At 42.9% G+C, this 17,079-nt stretch carries 12 protein-coding genes and 1 riboswitch; of the genes, 10 read left to right on the top strand and 2 right to left on the bottom strand.

Features of this window, described 5'->3' with window-relative positions; genetic code table 11:
* Nucleotides 1-176: 176 nt before the first annotated feature.
* Nucleotides 177-275, top strand: a riboswitch (glycine riboswitch).
* 186 nt (nucleotides 276-461) lie between these two features.
* The 3 genes from gcvT to gcvPB all read left to right on the top strand — a co-directional run bounded on the left by gcvT (nucleotide 462) and on the right by gcvPB (nucleotide 4,490).
* A complete protein-coding gene (gene gcvT, locus MHH49_RS12290) occupies nucleotides 462-1,574 on the top strand; it encodes a glycine cleavage system aminomethyltransferase GcvT (RefSeq protein WP_076099655.1) in 1,113 nt (370 codons plus the stop codon).
* Between the two features lie 106 nt (nucleotides 1,575-1,680).
* On the top strand, nucleotides 1,681-3,033 hold the full coding sequence (gene gcvPA / locus MHH49_RS12285; protein WP_076099656.1) for an aminomethyl-transferring glycine dehydrogenase subunit GcvPA: 1,353 nt from the start codon (nucleotides 1,681-1,683) through the stop codon (nucleotides 3,031-3,033).
* Nucleotides 3,030-4,490, top strand: coding sequence for an aminomethyl-transferring glycine dehydrogenase subunit GcvPB (gene gcvPB / locus MHH49_RS12280; protein ID WP_036678605.1), 1,461 nt, complete (start codon nucleotides 3,030-3,032; stop codon nucleotides 4,488-4,490). The genes gcvPA and gcvPB overlap by 4 nt, the downstream gene beginning before the upstream one ends.
* 118 nt (nucleotides 4,491-4,608) lie before the next feature.
* On the opposite strand, the gene MHH49_RS12275 is transcribed toward gcvPB, so the two are convergent.
* The gene (locus MHH49_RS12275; protein WP_094901222.1) at nucleotides 4,609-5,400 is read right to left on the bottom strand and encodes a helix-turn-helix transcriptional regulator; all 792 of its coding nucleotides are present in this window, start codon (nucleotides 5,398-5,400) and stop codon (nucleotides 4,609-4,611) included.
* A gap of 313 nt (nucleotides 5,401-5,713) precedes the next feature.
* Between MHH49_RS12275 and MHH49_RS12270 the strand changes: the two genes are divergently transcribed.
* The 7 genes from MHH49_RS12270 (at nucleotide 5,714) to MHH49_RS12240 (ending at nucleotide 13,761) form a co-directional block, all read left to right on the top strand.
* The gene (locus tag MHH49_RS12270; protein WP_051491031.1) at nucleotides 5,714-6,187 is read left to right on the top strand and encodes a hypothetical protein; all 474 of its coding nucleotides are present in this window, start codon (nucleotides 5,714-5,716) and stop codon (nucleotides 6,185-6,187) included.
* A gap of 437 nt (nucleotides 6,188-6,624) precedes the next feature.
* Nucleotides 6,625-6,879, top strand: coding sequence for a hypothetical protein (locus MHH49_RS12265; RefSeq protein ID WP_036678596.1), 255 nt, complete (start codon nucleotides 6,625-6,627; stop codon nucleotides 6,877-6,879).
* Between the two features lie 12 nt (nucleotides 6,880-6,891).
* Entirely contained in the window at nucleotides 6,892-7,140 is a 249-nt protein-coding gene (locus MHH49_RS12260) for a hypothetical protein (protein WP_036678593.1), read from the top strand.
* Between the two features lie 208 nt (nucleotides 7,141-7,348).
* Nucleotides 7,349-9,577: a peptidase domain-containing ABC transporter gene (locus MHH49_RS12255; protein WP_370510553.1), complete on the top strand. Its 2,229-nt coding sequence runs from the start codon at nucleotides 7,349-7,351 to the stop codon at nucleotides 9,575-9,577.
* Nucleotides 9,574-11,232, top strand: coding sequence for an HlyD family efflux transporter periplasmic adaptor subunit (locus MHH49_RS12250; protein ID WP_038573521.1), 1,659 nt, complete (start codon nucleotides 9,574-9,576; stop codon nucleotides 11,230-11,232). The genes MHH49_RS12255 and MHH49_RS12250 overlap by 4 nt, the downstream gene beginning before the upstream one ends.
* Before the next feature lie 16 nt (nucleotides 11,233-11,248).
* Complete coding sequence (locus MHH49_RS12245) at nucleotides 11,249-12,529, top strand: hypothetical protein (protein WP_038573523.1); 1,281 nt, start codon at nucleotides 11,249-11,251, stop codon at nucleotides 12,527-12,529.
* Nucleotides 12,530-12,573: 44 nt separating this feature from the next.
* Nucleotides 12,574-13,761, top strand: a complete 1,188-nt coding sequence (locus MHH49_RS12240) for a copper amine oxidase N-terminal domain-containing protein (protein WP_341030908.1) — start codon at nucleotides 12,574-12,576, stop codon at nucleotides 13,759-13,761.
* A 69-nt stretch (nucleotides 13,762-13,830) separates the two neighbouring features.
* Here MHH49_RS12240 and MHH49_RS12235 read toward each other — a convergent pair whose 3' ends face one another.
* On the bottom strand, nucleotides 13,831-16,839 hold the full coding sequence (locus MHH49_RS12235) for an efflux RND transporter permease subunit (RefSeq protein ID WP_341138180.1): 3,009 nt from the start codon (nucleotides 16,837-16,839) through the stop codon (nucleotides 13,831-13,833).
* Between the last annotated feature and the right edge of the window lie 240 nt (nucleotides 16,840-17,079).

Raw genomic sequence — 17,079 nt, 5'->3', positions numbered from 1 at the left:
ATTTTTTCGACGTTTTCTTGTTGACAGCGCCCGACTATACCCGTTTAATGGAGACATACAAGAAGAAACGACGTTGTCGTCTTTTTATAGACAATCGCCGTTTCTCGGAGAAATATAAGGATAATGTATAATGTGAACCATATACTTTCTTATATTTGAAATAAATATAGTTGCGGATGATGGCATAGGGAGAGACTGTCTCACTTGAAGACGGCGCCGAAGGAGTAAGCCCTAACAGGGGTGAATCTCTCAGGCAAAAGGACCTTTGTCGGACGTATCTCTGGAGAGCATCAGACGCAAGGCTAGATGCGTCAGATCACCAACGGGGAAACCTGCAAGCTAGTTACGGCAGGGTAACTCTCAGGTACAAAGGACAGAGCAGAAAGCGATTTGTGCATTTATGCATGATTGCTTCTGCCTGTCCTTTTTTCGTATGTAATCAGATCAAGGGGAGTGACGACATGGATGCTTTGAGAAGAACACCTTTTTATGATCTCTATTCCGCTTATGCGGAATCCAGATGCATTGACTTCGGTGGCTGGGAGCTGCCAGTACAGTTTACAGGTATCGTAAAAGAGCATGAAGCCGTTCGCCAGCAGGCTGGGCTGTTCGATGTCTCGCATATGGGTGAATTCATGGTGATTGGGAGCGGTGCAGAAGCCTTTTTGCAAAAAATGACAACCAATGATGTCAGCCGCCTCACAGATGGTGCGGCGCAATATACGCTGCTCTGTTATCCAAATGGCGGAGTTGTCGACGATCTACTCGTGTATCGCCTAAGCGAAGGGCATTATATGCTCGTCGTTAATGCCTCCAACATCGACAAAGACTTCCAGTGGCTGCAAGAGCATCTGAGCTCTGAATTCGGTGAAGTCACGCTCACTAATGTCTCTGACGAGACGCTTTTGCTCGCCTTGCAGGGTCCTCTGGCAGAGACCATTCTCGCGGAAGTTACTGATGCTCCTATTTCAACACTCAAGCCTTTCCATTTCATCGAACGCGCCACCGTTTGCGGTGTAGAGGTACTTATCTCCCGTACGGGTTATACCGGTGAAGATGGCTTCGAGATCTACGCTTCGCTGGAAGGTGCAGAAACGTTATGGAACGGACTGCTTGCTGCAGGCGCGCCTCACGGATTAACACCTGCTGGACTGGGTGCACGGGATACCCTGCGTTTTGAGGCAAAATTACCACTGTACGGTCAGGAGCTATCCGCTGACATCACCCCGCTTGAAGCAGGAGTACAGTTCTTCGTGAAGCTGGACAAAATAGACTTTATCGGACGCGATGCACTAATACAGCAAAAAGAAGCTGGGATTCCCCGTCGCCTTGTCGGCCTAGAAATGATTGATCGAGGCATTCCACGATCCCATTATCCTGTTTGGGCAGATGGGGTTAAGATTGGTGAGGTCACAACCGGAACACAGTCCCCTACGCTGAAACGGAACCTGGGGTTGGCTTTGATTGATGCTGCTTACAGTGAAATAGGCACAGAGGTTTACGTAGAGATACGCGGCAAGCAGCTTAAGGCTGTAGTGATCAAGGCCCCTTTTTACAAGTATAAACGCCTTTAGCGTCCATATAAGGACGGTGAGCTTTTAAGCGAGAAATAGAAGGATAAAGTATAGCGTGAAAATTGTACTTTCTTATATTTTAAAAAAGCCAAGGAGTGAAACCTTAATGAAGCACCGTTATCTGCCCATGACAGAACAGGACCGCGTAGAGATGATGGAGGCCGTCGGGATTCAGTCTATAGATGAGCTGTTCTCCGATATTCCTGAAGCGGTACGTTACCAAGGCACTATGCCGATGTCTGAACCACTCGATGAATACGCCCTGCTGCGCCACATGAAAGGTTTGGCTGACCAAAATGCCGACTTTGATTCTCACGCCAGCTTCCTCGGCGCCGGATTATACGATCATCACATCCCTGTGGTCATCAACCATGTCATTTCCCGTTCTGAATTCTACACTGCCTACACTCCTTATCAACCGGAGATCAGCCAAGGTGAGCTGCAAGCGATCTTCGAATTCCAATCCTACATTTGCGAACTAACCGGTATGAAAGTTGCCAATGCCAGTATGTATGATGGCGCTACAGCTTTGTCCGAAGCAGCGGTTCTCGCGGCTGGTGCTACCAAACGCAAAAAATTAATCGTCTCCCGTACCGTTCATCCTGAGGCTCGCCAAGTGCTACGTACTTCGGCTAATGCTTGGGGTCTGGAGGTGGTGGAGATTGACTATAAAGACGGTGTTACCGATCAAGCTAAACTCGCTGAAGCTATCGATGGAGATACTGCCGCAGTGCTTATTCAATCGCCTAACTTCTTCGGCAGCATCGAGGATCTTCGCTCGGTTGAGCCGCTGATTCACGCGGTTAAAGGTCTTCTTGTAGTCAGCGCGAACCCAATAGCTCTAGGTGTACTTGAAACTCCGGGCAAACTTGGAGCCGACATCGTAGTGGGTGATGCTCAGCCACTCGGTATTCCGGCTTCTCTCGGGGGTCCAACTTGCGGATTCTTTGCCGTAGCTGATCACCTGATGCGCCGCATGCCAGGCCGGATCGTTGGCCAAACGGTAGACCGTAACGGTAAACGTGGCTTCGTTCTTACACTTCAAGCGCGTGAACAACATATTCGGCGTGAAAAAGCGACATCGAATATCTGCTCCAATCAGGCGCTGCTGGCTCTCTGCGCATCCGTCTACTTGTCCGTTATGGGCAAAGAAGGCATGCGTGAAGTAGGCGAGCTAAATATTCGCAAAAGCCATTACGCTGCTAATAAACTTAGCGGACTAACAGGTGCTGAACTTGCCTTCTCCTCCCCATTCTTTAACGAATTTGTCGTGAAGCTTTCTGAAGGCAGCAGTGTGGCCTCTATTAATTCGAAGCTGCTGAAGGAAGGTTATCTTGGGGGTTATGATCTGGGTCGTGATTATCCTGAACTTGCTGGACATATGCTGGTTGCCGTAACGGAAAAAAGAAGCAAAACCGAAATCGACCAATTCGCTAGCGCACTGGAGGGCTGTTTATGAAACCGGAGCAAAGTCTAATTTTTGAATTAAGCCGTCCGGGCCGTTCGGCCTATTCTTTGCCACTATGCGATGTGCCGCAGGAAGAAACCTTGGAATCCCTAATTCCATCAGATTTACTCCGTAGCGAACCCGTCGTACTTCCAGAAGTATCGGAAGTGGATGTCATTCGCCACTACACTTCTCTTTCACGTCGCAACTTTGGTGTAGACAATGGCTTCTATCCACTCGGTTCATGCACGATGAAATACAATCCGAAGATTAACGAAGATGTTGCCCGCTTCTCCGGCTTCGCCAAAATTCATCCCTACCAACCAGAAGAAAGTATTCAAGGCGCACTGGAATTAATGTATACCCTACAAAATGATCTGTCCGCGCTGACGGGCATGGATGCAGTATCCTTACAGCCTGCCGCAGGTGCTCATGGTGAATGGACCGGCCTCATGATGATCCGCGCCTATCATGAAAGCCGCGGCGAGACCCGCACGAAGGTTATCGTGCCGGATTCCTCACACGGCACCAATCCTGCTAGTGCTTCAGCAGCAGGACTTGAAACGATCACGATCCCTTCCACAGATAAAGGGATGGTTGATCTTGAAGCACTCAAAGCAGCTGTTGGCAGTGACACAGCCGCACTGATGCTGACTAACCCAAGCACACTCGGCTTGTTCGAGACCCAAATCGTCGAGATTGCTGAGATCGTGCATGAAGCAGGCGGCTTACTCTATTACGATGGAGCCAACTCCAATGCCATTATGGGCATTACCCGCCCTGGCGACATGGGCTTTGACGTTGTGCATCTGAACTTGCATAAGACAATGAGCACCCCGCATGGCGGAGGTGGCCCTGGAGCCGGACCAGTCGGCGTAAAATCTATCCTCATTCCATTCTTGCCACAACCTACTGTGGTAAAGAATGAAGATAGCAGCTTCTCACTTCACTTCGGTGGTCCTGAATCGATTGGACGCGTGAAAGCTTTTTATGGAAACTTTGGTATTCTGGTTCGTGCCTATGCCTATATCCGGACCTATGGTCCAGACGGACTGCGTGAGGTATCCGAAAATGCTGTGCTGAATGCGAACTATATGATGCACCGTCTGGCGCCGTATTTTGAAATCCCATATCCGGGTGTATGTAAGCATGAATTCGTGATGTCCGGCAAAAACCTCAAGCAATATGGCGTGCGCACCTTAGACGTTGCTAAACGATTGCTCGACTTCGGCTACCACCCGCCAACCGTGTACTTCCCTCTGACTGTTGAGGAATGCATGATGATCGAGCCGACGGAAACCGAAAGTAAAGAAACGCTCGACGGCTTCATCGATACGATGATTCAGATTGTGAAAGAAGCGCAGGAGACACCAGAAATTGTAATCAACGCACCGCATACCACAGAGATTAGCCGTTTGGATGAGACACAGGCTGCGCGTAAGCCAGTTTTGAATTGTTCTTGCGGTTAAGTACTTATCAAAAAAATGTTCTAGACAGATAAAAGCCATCCTCCGTTGTTGATTAATTTCGGAGGATGGCTTTTATATCTTATGTACAAACGAGTATTTTGATGTTTATCATCAAAATTTACAACTTAAGTATTTCTATCAATTCCCATCTCTCGCTGATATCCATCTTACTATAAATACTCTTAACGATATTCCGCACAGTCCCCTCTTTCACATTAAGGTCATTGGAAATTTGCAACGCACCTTTTCTTAGTGACCAGTGATACGCTACCTCCCTTTCTCTGGGCGATAATCGATACGAATCACACTTTTCCTGAAATCTGTACTCAATTAACTTTGGGCTTCGTTCCTTCAACTTCAGAACAATCTTTTCGGATAATTGTTTAATAAAGAGAATCGAAAAGCCAATTTGCCTCTCGGCTTCAAATGAAATGTCGATATATCCACATATACAACCATTTATCATTATAGGAGCGCATACACAATTCCACTCTTTAAACATTGGCATACTATGCTCTTCTCCACGCACTACTGCAATTGATTTAACCTCCATCGCTAGTGAAACTGCATTTACTCCAGAGAATTGCTTCGAAAGGTTAGTTCCACTCCTAATTCCAAAATGATCTACTTTCTTCTGAAACGCTTCGAAAGGAGTAACAATATTAATAATATTGCCGGCTTGATCTGTTAAGAAAAAAACAAAGGGCAATAAGAGAAATTCCGTTACTTTCGCCAATTCTGAATGTAGTACTTCAACCAATACCTCGTAGGGAACCAGCTCTTCTATAGAAAAGGATTCTTCTGTTTTGAGGTTACTCCAAGGTTGGCAAAATTCACACAAGGAATTATTAGATTTTTTATCTAAATCATCTACCGTAAACCAAGCTCGTTCACATTCAAGAATATCCAAAACAAACCATTCTCCCAACTTATGGTATTAATTAAACAGAGCATAACACTCCATTCAAAAGAAAACAATGACATAAGTCGTGAGGTTTGTGTTAGATCAAAAAGATAAAAAATTGTTAAATAAAGTGGATTTATTGTAAAAAAAATATATTTTAGCACAGATTAACTCAAAAGGGAATATGTACTGAGGGATATGTATCTTAATAGATATTCTAGTTACTATAAAGTTATTAATCCACTCATCAGGGAGTTTAACAATTACGATAGGTTTGTGAAAATTCACATAGTTATGATCTTTTTTAGGAGGTGCTGAATTGTTTGAAATTCAAAAAAATCAAGAAATTTTGCTTGAAAATGTCCTTTCCGTTAGAAAGAAGATGAATCAAGAAGAATTACAAATAGAAATAGCTCAAACTGCAAAAATAATAGAAAAATATCAAGCAGTGAAAGCAGGACCCCTTATTACGAGCACATTCTCGGCGGAGATTGTTAATGGGGAATATTTAATGGACATGGAGATTATGATTCCTCTCAATAAGCCTTTTCCATCAGATCAAACTTATAAACACAAAAAAATTTTCCACTTAGTTAATGCCCTATCCTGCAGATTCATGGGGAACCCTGTTGGAGTACAAAGTACATATGAATCTATTATAAAGTACATATCAGATAAGGGACTTCAACAAATCACAGCATTTTATAATGTGTACACTTCAGATAACTCTGAAGCTTCCTTAGAAAAAATGATTATTGACATTTATGTAGGTGTAAATCCATCTATTTTATAAAAATGAGGAGCCGGCTATGAAAAAAAAAATAGTGATTTTCTGTTTTAGTATCACATTAATTTTCACTATCTTGAGTTTTATTTATTATATCGATACCTTTCAAGATACTACAATTACTGTATTAGGAACTCTTTTGATTTTGAATCTATTTATCATCAGTGAATGGAATAAGCTTAGACTGGGAAATCAAAATATTAAGCTTTGGAAGGTGTATTTTTCAGTTATTTGCTCAGGAATTATATTGATAGCCAAAATGAATAGGATTACTAATGGTCCCATATGGATACCCTTTTGTTTCACAGGATTTATCGCTCTCATATTAATTGGATTGAATTTTCTAGCCAAACACGAAAAATGAATATGGAATTAAATCAGGGATTTTCATTTGATCATTCACTCCCGATTTAATATAAATCATGATTAAAGGAGGTGACATAATGGAACTCAGTTTTAATCATAGTACGTTTGAAGAACTTGATTTATCTTCGTTGATGGATCTTAATGGTGGTGGCTGGTTAACTAAAGCAGTCGGCGTAGCCTCTTCAGTAGTGGGCGTTGGGGTTGCTGCTGCTGGAGTACCAGCAATCGCTAGTAGCTGCGCAATCTTAGGAGCAATTGCCACAGTACCAGCTCTTCCTGCATTAGGTTTAGCTGCTGCAGTAGCAGGCGTAGGAGTCGCAATATTTGGATAAGGGGGGATTGAATTGGAAATTTCAAGTAGTGGTTTTGAATTATTAAAAGGATCTGAATTGTACGATATTCAGGGCGGTGCTCTTTGGGGACAAATTGCAACTGGTATAGGTGGAGTTATTGCTGGAGCCACTTTAATAGCAGTTGCGGCAACAGCACCAGTTAGTCTTCCAGTAGTAGCAGCATGCGCCTTTGGCTATACTGCCTTAACTACATCTAGTATCATTGTAATTTCCGCAGGAATTGCTAATAAAAATATATAAAACACTTTCCTGAATATTTAGTAGCTCCAAGAGAATAAATATCATTCACTTGGAGCTTATTATGATTTCTATTAGGTCAGAGAAGCAATCTTCTAGTGAGGCTTATTTACAAAAAGATTTTGTTTCAGTTACGAAATCATTCTCTACATGGATAAGATATTGTTGATCCCAATGAATATGTACAAATCACTAATAGTAGGTGGGGTTTATTCTGTTTAAGAAATACTATTGTATTAAACAGCTTGATATTAAAGACTGCGGTGCAGCCTGTCTAGCAACTATCTCCAAACAATACGGTCTCAAATATCCAATCACTAAAATTCGTGAAGTAGCCGGAACTGATAAAATGGGAACCAATATATATGGACTCATAAAAGCAGCAGAAAAACTTGGGTTTACAGCAAAAGGAGTCAAGGGAAGCCATGAAGCCTTCTTCGAAAACTTCCCACTTCCCGCTATTGCCCATGTCATTATAGATCAGACATTATTACACTATGTTGTAATCCATAAAATATCAAATAAGGAAATAATTGTTGCGGATCCAGTCCAAGGCATAGTTAAATATACACCGGAAGATTTCTTCCAAATCTGGACAAGTGTCCTTATCTTAATGGTACCCACTCCTCAATTCAAAAAAGGGGACCAAACAAAAGGTCTATTTGCTCGTTTCTTTGGATTGCTGATTCCTCAAAAAAGAATGCTAGGAGGAATTTTTCTAACATCTATACTCTACACTATCTTAGGTATACTTGCTGCATTCTATTTCCAATTTCTTTTAGACGAAATTCTACCCTTTGGATTAAAAAAGACACTTAACATAATATCTGTTGGAGTCATCATTCTCTACATATTTCAAATATTATTAAATGCCTTTCGTAGCCATATCTTACTGACGTTGAGCCAAAAACTCGATATTTCACTCATACTTGGCTATTACCACCATGTGTTAAAGCTCCCAATGAATTTTTTTGGTACACGTAAGACAGGAGAAATAATATCAAGGCTTATGGATGCTTCGAAAGTACGAGATGCCATTTCCAGCGCAACACTAACCATCATGATCGATATTATCATGGTTATTGCCGGTGGAATTATTCTATATTCGCAAAGTGCTCTTTTATTCGGAATTACTATACTTATGGTGCCAATGTATCTGGTATTGGTTTGGAGCTTCCACAAACCATTTGACCGTTTAAACCGCGAACAGATGGAAAAAAATGCTCAGCTCACCTCCTATATTGTTGAATCAATAGATGGTATCGAGACAGTTAAAGCCTATCATGCAGAATCGAAAGTGGGCTATGAAACTGAACAGAAGTTCATCTCATTTCTGAGATCTGTCTTCAGTTTTGGTCTTTTCAATAACATTCAAGCCTCCCTCAAGAGTTTTGTACAACTCGTTGGAGGAGTAGCCATACTGTGGGTCGGAGCAAGACAAGTGATAAAAGGCAATATGACAATGGGCCAATTGATTACCTATAACTCGTTATTGGCTTACTTCCTGCAACCCATCCAGAACTTAATCAACCTCCAGCCCACTTTGCAAACGGCCATTGTCGCTGCTGACCGATTAGGAGAAATTCTTGATTTGGAAGCGGAGAAGCATAATGATGAGGACAAGAAGATTCAACCTGCTTCATTAAAAGGTGATATTAAATTTGATCGTGTCAGCTTCAGATACGGTACACGTTCCCTTGTACTTCATGATATCGATTTGACACTTAGACAGGGTGAGAAAATTGCCTTTGTCGGTGAGAGCGGCTCGGGTAAAACCACACTAATCAAATTAATTATGCAATTTTACCAACACGAAGAAGGCGATATCTTAATTAACAACTACAACATTAAAGATATTCATTTAGATAGCTTAAGACAGCGGATCGCATATATCTCACAGGATACTTTCTTTTTTAGCGGAACAATTCGGGAAAATCTATGTCTGGGTGTCGATCAGGATATGGATTTGGAACTGATTGTTACCGCCTGCCAAACCGCACAGGCTCACGAATTCATCAATCAGCTTCCACTCCGCTACAACACTTTGTTAGAAGAGAATGCGACCAATATTTCCGGAGGACAGAAGCAGCGACTGGCTATCGCCAGAGCGGTGCTCAAACAGCCGGATATTCTTATTATGGATGAAGCCACTAGTAACCTGGATTCTACAACGGAGAAGGCAGTATCGGAGACGATCAATGCTTTTGAAGACATGACTACGATTATTATCGCTCACCGTTTGAGTACAATCATGCGTTGTGACCGAATTTATGTCATGGATCAGGGGCGGATTATTGAGTGTGGGACACATCAGGAGCTTCTAGATTACCGTGGAAAGTACTACGGCTTGTGGAAAGATCAACTCCCCGGGGTTGAACAAAAACAAGATCACACCATTCAATATGCTGCTGCAGGAGTAGGCGAGGTGTCTCTCGTATGAGCGCACAAATACATAACTTATCAGAAATGACCGATAGCAGAGAAATCATGGAATCCAAGACCAGTCCTGTGATTTCTATTTTCATACTTATCTTATTTATTCTATTGGGGTCTGCGTTGGTCTGGTCCTATTTTGGCCAGATCGATGAAGTCGCCAAAGCCTCTGCTGTAGTTAGGCCCAATGAAAAAGTCAGTACCATTCAGACTTCATCTGTGGGAAAAGTGGAACAGGTATATATCCATGAAGGGATGCAAATTAAGCAGGGCGAGCAGTTAATTTCCTTTGAGCATAAAGAACTCGATATAGAATTATCCAATCGTAACTCCGAAATCAATAAGCTCACTAAGAAACTGCACTATCTCGAGCTTTATAAACAAAGCATTAGCAATTTAAACAATCAATTTTCTTCTGAACATGCAGACGAAGTTTACTATTATGACATGGTAGAACAATTTCTCCTTGAATACAGCCAGCAGCAGCAGACCTATCAAGGAACCCAGGATCAGCTTACAGCTGCCATTCACGAGAATATAGGTTTGCAAGAATCTTCTGCCTTTAGTGCCGAATCCAGTTTGGATAAATCTCTTCAAAATAAAATTGAACTGGAACGAAAAAAGAAACTGCTGAATGTTGAAATTACAAACGAGAAATTGCTTGTGCAATCCATCAAAGAGAATCAAAATCTGCTTCCATCTACAGATACCAAACGGACGGAACAATATAATACATACCAAATTAAATATGTGCAACTATCTAAACAATCTGCTGAGAAAAAAGAAATCTACAACCGTTCGCTCAGCTTGGGGGACCGCCTTGTGCCTCAATCTCAGATTACAGATGAACAGCATCTATATGAAAGTTCATATTTGCAAATCAACCAATTCCAAACCGAAGCCGTGCTCAGCGCAGAAAGCAATATCACCAATTACAATCAACAATTGGTTGAGATAGAGGTCAGCCTCGATTTGCTAATAAATGGGCATGATCCCTCAGTTTCAGAACGAAAAACTTTAGAAATGCAAAAGAAACAGCTGGCTGAGCAGCAAAATGATCTACTGAATCAAGAGAAACTTAACCGGTCAACCGAAAAAACCTCATTGGAAAAGTTGAAACTTGACCGTATTGTACAGATTCATTCAGCAATAGAAGAAAATAAAAGAACCTTAATTACGCTGCAAGAGGCTATTAAGCAACTTGAGCTTGAACGAAACAAAAGACTGCTCATAGCACCAATTTCTGGGACCATTAATATTTTAAAAGAAACCAACATCGGGGACATGGTACAATCCGGCGAAGCCTTGATCTCCATTATTCCTAGCAACGAGTCAAAATATAAAATGAGCATCGCCGTACCTAACGCAGAAGCAGGAAAAATAGCGATTGGCAATAAAGTTGATTTCAGCTTTTCAGCCTTCCCTAAACAAAGTTTCGGTTCCCAAAAAGGTACGATTACATCTATCAGCACAGATTCAATTGTTCAGCAAGACGGTCTAAGCTACTATTTGGTGGAAGCAACGATATCCAATGACCCACTTGTTAATCGCAGAGGTGAACGTGGAGAGCTTCGTGTAGGGATGATAGCGCAAGCCTCTGTTATTACCGACTCCAAGAAGATCATTGATTTTGTTCTTGAAAAAATCAACTTAAAGGAATAGTGAGGTTGCCAGCTAAATGTTAAAGAAAACAGCTCTCTTGATACTTTCCTTCTTATTACTCCTATTGCCGCATTCCATTACAGCTCATGCTGATACGCAGGTATCTAGTGCAACAAAATTGCTTTCCATGGAAGAAACAATCCAGCTAGCATTAACTAACTATGTAGATATCAAGCTCTCACAATGGAATATTGCAGAAACGGATTCCAAATTCTCGTATGTATCATCTGAAAAGAAAAAGCTGGAACAAAAAAATGTAGTCATAACTAGCGGACTGCTGCCAGTAAATCCTGATATTTTTATCAGTAGTATTCCTGGTTACTCTGATTTAAGTAAAGAAGAACAGGCAGGGGTTAATCAATCCATTCTAATTCAAATTATGATTAACACATCTCTGAATCAATGGGTTAGCGCTCAGACTGAAAGCCAAAACAGTTACAATCAAGAGACTAAAACAGCGCAGCTCAAGGAATTTCGTGACCAGTTGCGCACATTAGAAACAGATAAAGTAATTAATCAGTTACGACTTCAAAAAACAGAAGCCCTCATCCGCTACTACGCTGTGCAGAAATATTATCAACTCTCTTCTCTAAAAAAAACGATTGAGTATGACAAACAAGAAAGCCAATATTGGTTTCAACATTCTGTGGATACCTTGCGATCATACGAGCATGGTCTACTGTCTAAGAGAAGTTTGGACGATTTTAATCGTAAAAATGCGGAACGAAAATCTGCTTTTGAACGTAACCTTAGGAGTTATGAAGCTCAGCTAGAACAATTTAAGCTTGAGTTAGGATTATCATCCTATTCAGAAGTCCTGCTGGATGATGTCATCTCCAGTGCACCAGAGCCTGTGAATTGGAACACTGTAGTCAGCCTCTCTAGCAATTATGATTTACGCGAGGAAGATGCACGAATCACACTCGCCAAAGATAATCTTGATGCCGTCAAAGCTTTCGATGCCGGACTCGTCACTTATTATTCTGTTCTATGGGCCAGCCAGATTTCACACAAAAATATAGTACAACAACAACTCGAAGAAAAACTGGCAACTTATAGGCCGGAAGCCAATGAAATTGATTTTGAATATTCAGAGCTGAAAGAGCAGCAACTGGAGCTCGTACGCGTCTCCCAGGATAATGATACTCTCTTAAATAGCGGATTAATTTCAGCAGCTCAGGCAGATCAGAACAAGCTCGATTTACTCAACTTAAATCGGCAATTCGATAAGCAAAAAGTAAAGTACGCTTTATTCCAAGCAAAGGTTACTCTGGCTCTTAGTGGAGTCATCCTCTAATAACCATTAAATTATCATTCATAACTCAAAGGAGAAATCACAAAATGAAAACCATATCCAGCATAATCGCAGCAACTCTTCTTTCTACCGCTATCGCATGGCCTGTCCATGCCGCAGAGAAGCCAATCTCCATTCAGATCAATCAGCAACAGCTCGCACTGAAGGGACAGGCTCCCTTCAATGATAATGGTACAATTGTCGTTCCTTTTCGCCCGGTTTTTGAAAAACTAGGACTTTCAATCGATTGGAATCAAACCACAGGTACCATAACGGGTACTAAGGAAGGGCTTACGATTACACTGCAACTAGGCAGCAAGCAGGCCAGCGTCAATGGTGTAATAACCCAACTTTCTGTTGCCCCTAAGCTCATCAATAATTCCACTTACATTCCGCTGCGCTTCGTTGGGGAGGCTACAGGTAATGAAGTCTCCTGGAATGCACACTCGAAGATAGTAACCATTACAGGCAAGACTAACCAGGTAAACCCGCAGGAAATCAATGCTTTTTTTGAAAAATACGTAACCTATACCAACAATGAGAATTATGAAGGGTTCATGAGCCTAATCGATAGCAAGTCTCCTCTTGTGGTCATCGGGCCACAGATTAAGAGCCAAATGGAACAATACGATTCGACCACTTCACTTGATCAATTAGAGGTTATCAGCCTTCAACCCACAGAGGCTACGGTTCACGCCGTTGAAACGACTACACACCTCAGCGGTCCATTCACCTTAGACAATACCTCTGAATATATTTATAGCTTAACGCGTACTGCCAGCACTGAAGACTGGAAAATCAACAACCTGCAGATTAAAGGCGTACAATATATACTCCCAGATAAACTGCTGAACGCTAAGCCAGCTGTGACGAAGTCGGATGAAACGGATATATTAGCTGTGCTTAAGAGCAACTTGGACTATACCAATGCAGAGAATATTCAAGGTGTGCTATCTACTATTGATCCTGAGTCCCCTGCTCTCGAACAAACCAAACAGCTCTTCAGCCAAATTTTCACAGTCTATGATCTAAAGTTCACTCTGGAATCTGCCAAAATCATTCATTATACCCAGGATACCACAGCCGTATATATGGTTCAGACGAGCATCAAGCTTAAGGGTCCTGAGTTTCAGGATAACCGCTCCACCTCTGTCACAACGCTGAAGAAATCCAAAGCAGGCAAATGGATGCTGGATCAGACCTATCCGATTAGTGTAGACAAGTTAACTCCATAATTATAAGGATTTGTAACAAAACATAAAAACGGCAAGCCCCATTAACCCGGAGGCTTGCCGTTTGCCTATTTAAAGCGCTGGAGCATTAGTTTTTTCTGCTCCTTTACGCTCTTTTGCCGATTTACGGAAGTAGAACAACTCGTAAATCGCCGGCACTACAATCAGCGTAAGCAGTGTTGCTGCGGTTAAGCCGCCAATGACCACAATCGCCAAGCTTTGCGAGACGATGCTGCCCATCTCGGCATGGCCGAACAGCAGCGGTGTCATGGCGCAAATGGTGGCAATCGCCGTCATGAGAATCGGACGCATCCGTGTTCCGGCAGCTTCTAGAATAGCCTCGTGAATACTCATATTGGCTTCATTTTGCTTAATCCGGTCAATGAGCACAATGGCATTCGTAACAACAATACCTATTAACATCAACGCCCCGAACAGAGCAGTGAAGTCAGGCGTTACACCGGACACGATAAGTCCAACAATTGCACCAATCGCCGCTAGTGGCAAGGAGAACATAATCGCCAGTGGAGCCCGAAGGGTTTTAAAGGTGAGTACCATGATCAGATACACCAACCCGATGGAGATTAATGCCGTCATACCCAGGTCGTTGAAATCCTCTGACTGATCAACTGACGCTCCGCCTGCAAATAAGGTCACGCCTTTCGGAAGTGTAAGACTATCGGTTTCTTTTTTAATATTCGCACCGATCTCAGATACCTTCTTCGGATCAACCTCTGCTGTAATTCGTACATACGGCTTCCCATCTTTATGGAACAACATTGCAGGCTCATTCCGAACCTCATAAGTTGCGAGCTGAGACAGTGGCTTCGGCCCCTCAGCCGTCATGAGCGTCAGTGCTTTTAAATCCTGCTCCGTTTGCGGCTGAACCATAGGATCTAACACTACACCTGCTGCATCACCATCGAGCTCAATTTGCCCCATTGGAATTGGATTAAGCATCGCTGACAGCTGCATCGAAATCTCCTGCGCATTGCTTTGCGCCGGATCTACCTTAAAGGAAAATACAGGTTTCGTATCCTCCATATTGCTGCTGACTTTTTGAATCCCCTCTACGGTCTTCAGCTTAGCGGTAACTTCTGTTGCTACAGTAGTAATATCCGTAAGATTATCTCCAACAATATCAATATATTCGCTGGTAGAGCTGGATCCCATCATGCTCATTTGGTTGGCAACAAGCGTTGCTCCAGTGTATGAATCTTTTACCTCACGAACATGATCAATAAAAGCCTGAGCATCTGCACCTTTTTTCATAACAACGGTATAGTCCACTAAGGTTTCAGAGGTAACATTCCCCCACTTAGCGGCGTCCGCACTATTCCCTGATTGCATGATTACCGTTTCTGCTTGTGGCTGCTTCATCAAATCTTGTTCTAACTGCTTTCCCTTTTCCAAAATATCTTTGACAGGAACATCCTTCGGATAATTCATCTGAACAGAAACATAGCTGGCATCTGAAGCATCGAGTGCCCCTTTTGGCATAGTCACATAAGCAGCAATGGAGCCAATCAGAAGCAGGAGACCCAACGATAAGCTAACCCATTTACGGCGAAGATTCCAGTCCAGAAAGCGTATAAACCATTTAGAAGGTTCATGTTCTTTCATTGATGTCCTTCTCAGCAGCCATGAGCTTAAAAGAGGAACAACCGTCAAAGCTACTACGAGTGAAGTAAGCAATGAATAGGTCACTGTTAAAGCAAACGGCAGTAAGAAAGCTTGCAAACTACCACGTAAGAGACCCATCGGCAGAAATACTGCTACCGTAGCGATGGTTGATGAGGTAATCGCTCTAGCCACTTCCCCAGTTGCGCTAATAATCATTTCACGGGAAAGGGGTTCTTTTTGCAGCCTACGGTAAATGTTCTCAATCACCACGATACTATCATCGACCAAGCGGCCTACCGCAACCGCAACTCCCCCGAGTGTAATGATATTTAAGCTTATGCCGGAAATGTTCAGCAGATATAAGGTGACCGCTAACGAAAGCGGAATGGATACTGCCGTAATCAGAGTAGCCCGCAGGTTACGCAGGAACAACAGAATCACGATCGTCGCAAATAATGCACCTAGCAATACCTCACGCATCATACTGTTCACCGAGGTAACTACCATATCCGATGTACTGAACACCACTGCTGCTTCTGCATTAGGAATGGTTTTATTAATATGATCTACGGCAGCCTGAATGTTATCTCCGACACTGACTGCATTCGCATTAGCCTCTTTGGTCACTATGGCGAATAGAACGTCTTTCCCGTTCGAACGGCTGACACTTTCCTGATCCTGCTTCAATTCGACAGCAGCGATATCCTGCAGCTTAACGCCCGCAGATACAGGAAGCTTTTTCAAAGTATCCATACTATCTATCGTAGAAACTACGTTAACATTGCCGGTCTGCCCACCAATCGTTTGCTCCCCAAGGGATGCCGATACATTACGTCCTTGAAGTAAACCTAATACTTGTGGAGTCGTGACTCCCTTCTCAGCCATTAATTTTGGGTCCAGCTTAACACTGACCTGCGGAGTTACCTTACCATATAAAGCAACGTTCGCTACCCCTTCCGCTTTTTGCATCTCTGGAATGATAGTTTCTTCCGCAAGCTTAAGATTCTCTTTAGTCAGGCCTTCGTCAAAAGCAAGGGTAACCTGGGATACAGGAATCATGGAGGTATTCAACTGAAGTACAAAAGGAGCCATTACCCCTTCCGGGAACTTCAATGAATCGACGACCTTCTGGACCTCCTGCGCAGCATCCTTCATATTCGTTTTCGAATCATAAAAAATATTCACCTGCGCATATCCGTCTCCGGAAGTGGACAGTATTTCCTTCTTCCCTTTCACAAAAGCTGCTCCAGCTTCTATCGGCTTCGTTACATTAGTCTCCATAGCATGTGTATCCTGGCCAGGACCCAGCACAGTTACAGTCACTTGAGGATTATCCGCCTCTGGCATAAATTCCATCGGTAACGAAGTGTAGCTCATCCCTCCCACCACAAGAGCCATGACTACTAAAAGCCCCACCGCAGCCTTGTTACCGAACGACCATTTTGTTAACCATTTCATTTTCTTTTTCCCCTTCCACTCCACATGATTTCTGGCACTCCCCTTATGTCTGTTTGATTATGTATTAATTTCCATCCCGAGATTTAGTTTAGTCATTTTTGGCTGAAGTCAAAACAGCCCTACGGCTGGTTTCGTACTCAGTCTTAAGACGGGGAACTTTCCCCTTCTGCAGACAGATCCCGTACCTTTTCTTGATGATGGCAACTGGAACGTGAGCATAAAAAAAGAGCCCTGTTAGCC

Source organism: Paenibacillus sp. FSL F4-0122 (assembly GCF_038002845.1).
GTDB classification, from domain to species: Bacteria; Bacillota; Bacilli; order Paenibacillales; family Paenibacillaceae; genus Paenibacillus_AQ; species Paenibacillus_AQ odorifer.
This window is presented reverse-complemented; position numbering and strand designations above follow the sequence as displayed.

Coding starts and splice junctions, on each gene's coding strand:
- MHH49_RS12240 (WP_341030908.1), top strand. CDS start 12,574: ATGAAAACCATATCCAGCATAATCGCAGCAACTCTTCTTTCTACCGCT.
- MHH49_RS12245 (WP_038573523.1), top strand. CDS start 11,249: ATGTTAAAGAAAACAGCTCTCTTGATACTTTCCTTCTTATTACTCCTA.
- MHH49_RS12265 (WP_036678596.1), top strand. CDS start 6,625: ATGGAACTCAGTTTTAATCATAGTACGTTTGAAGAACTTGATTTATCT.
- MHH49_RS12235 (WP_341138180.1), bottom strand. CDS start 16,839: ATGAAATGGTTAACAAAATGGTCGTTCGGTAACAAGGCTGCGGTGGGG.
- MHH49_RS12250 (WP_038573521.1), top strand. CDS start 9,574: ATGAGCGCACAAATACATAACTTATCAGAAATGACCGATAGCAGAGAA.
- gcvPB (WP_036678605.1), top strand. CDS start 3,030: ATGAAACCGGAGCAAAGTCTAATTTTTGAATTAAGCCGTCCGGGCCGT.
- gcvPA (WP_076099656.1), top strand. CDS start 1,681: ATGAAGCACCGTTATCTGCCCATGACAGAACAGGACCGCGTAGAGATG.
- gcvT (WP_076099655.1), top strand. CDS start 462: ATGGATGCTTTGAGAAGAACACCTTTTTATGATCTCTATTCCGCTTAT.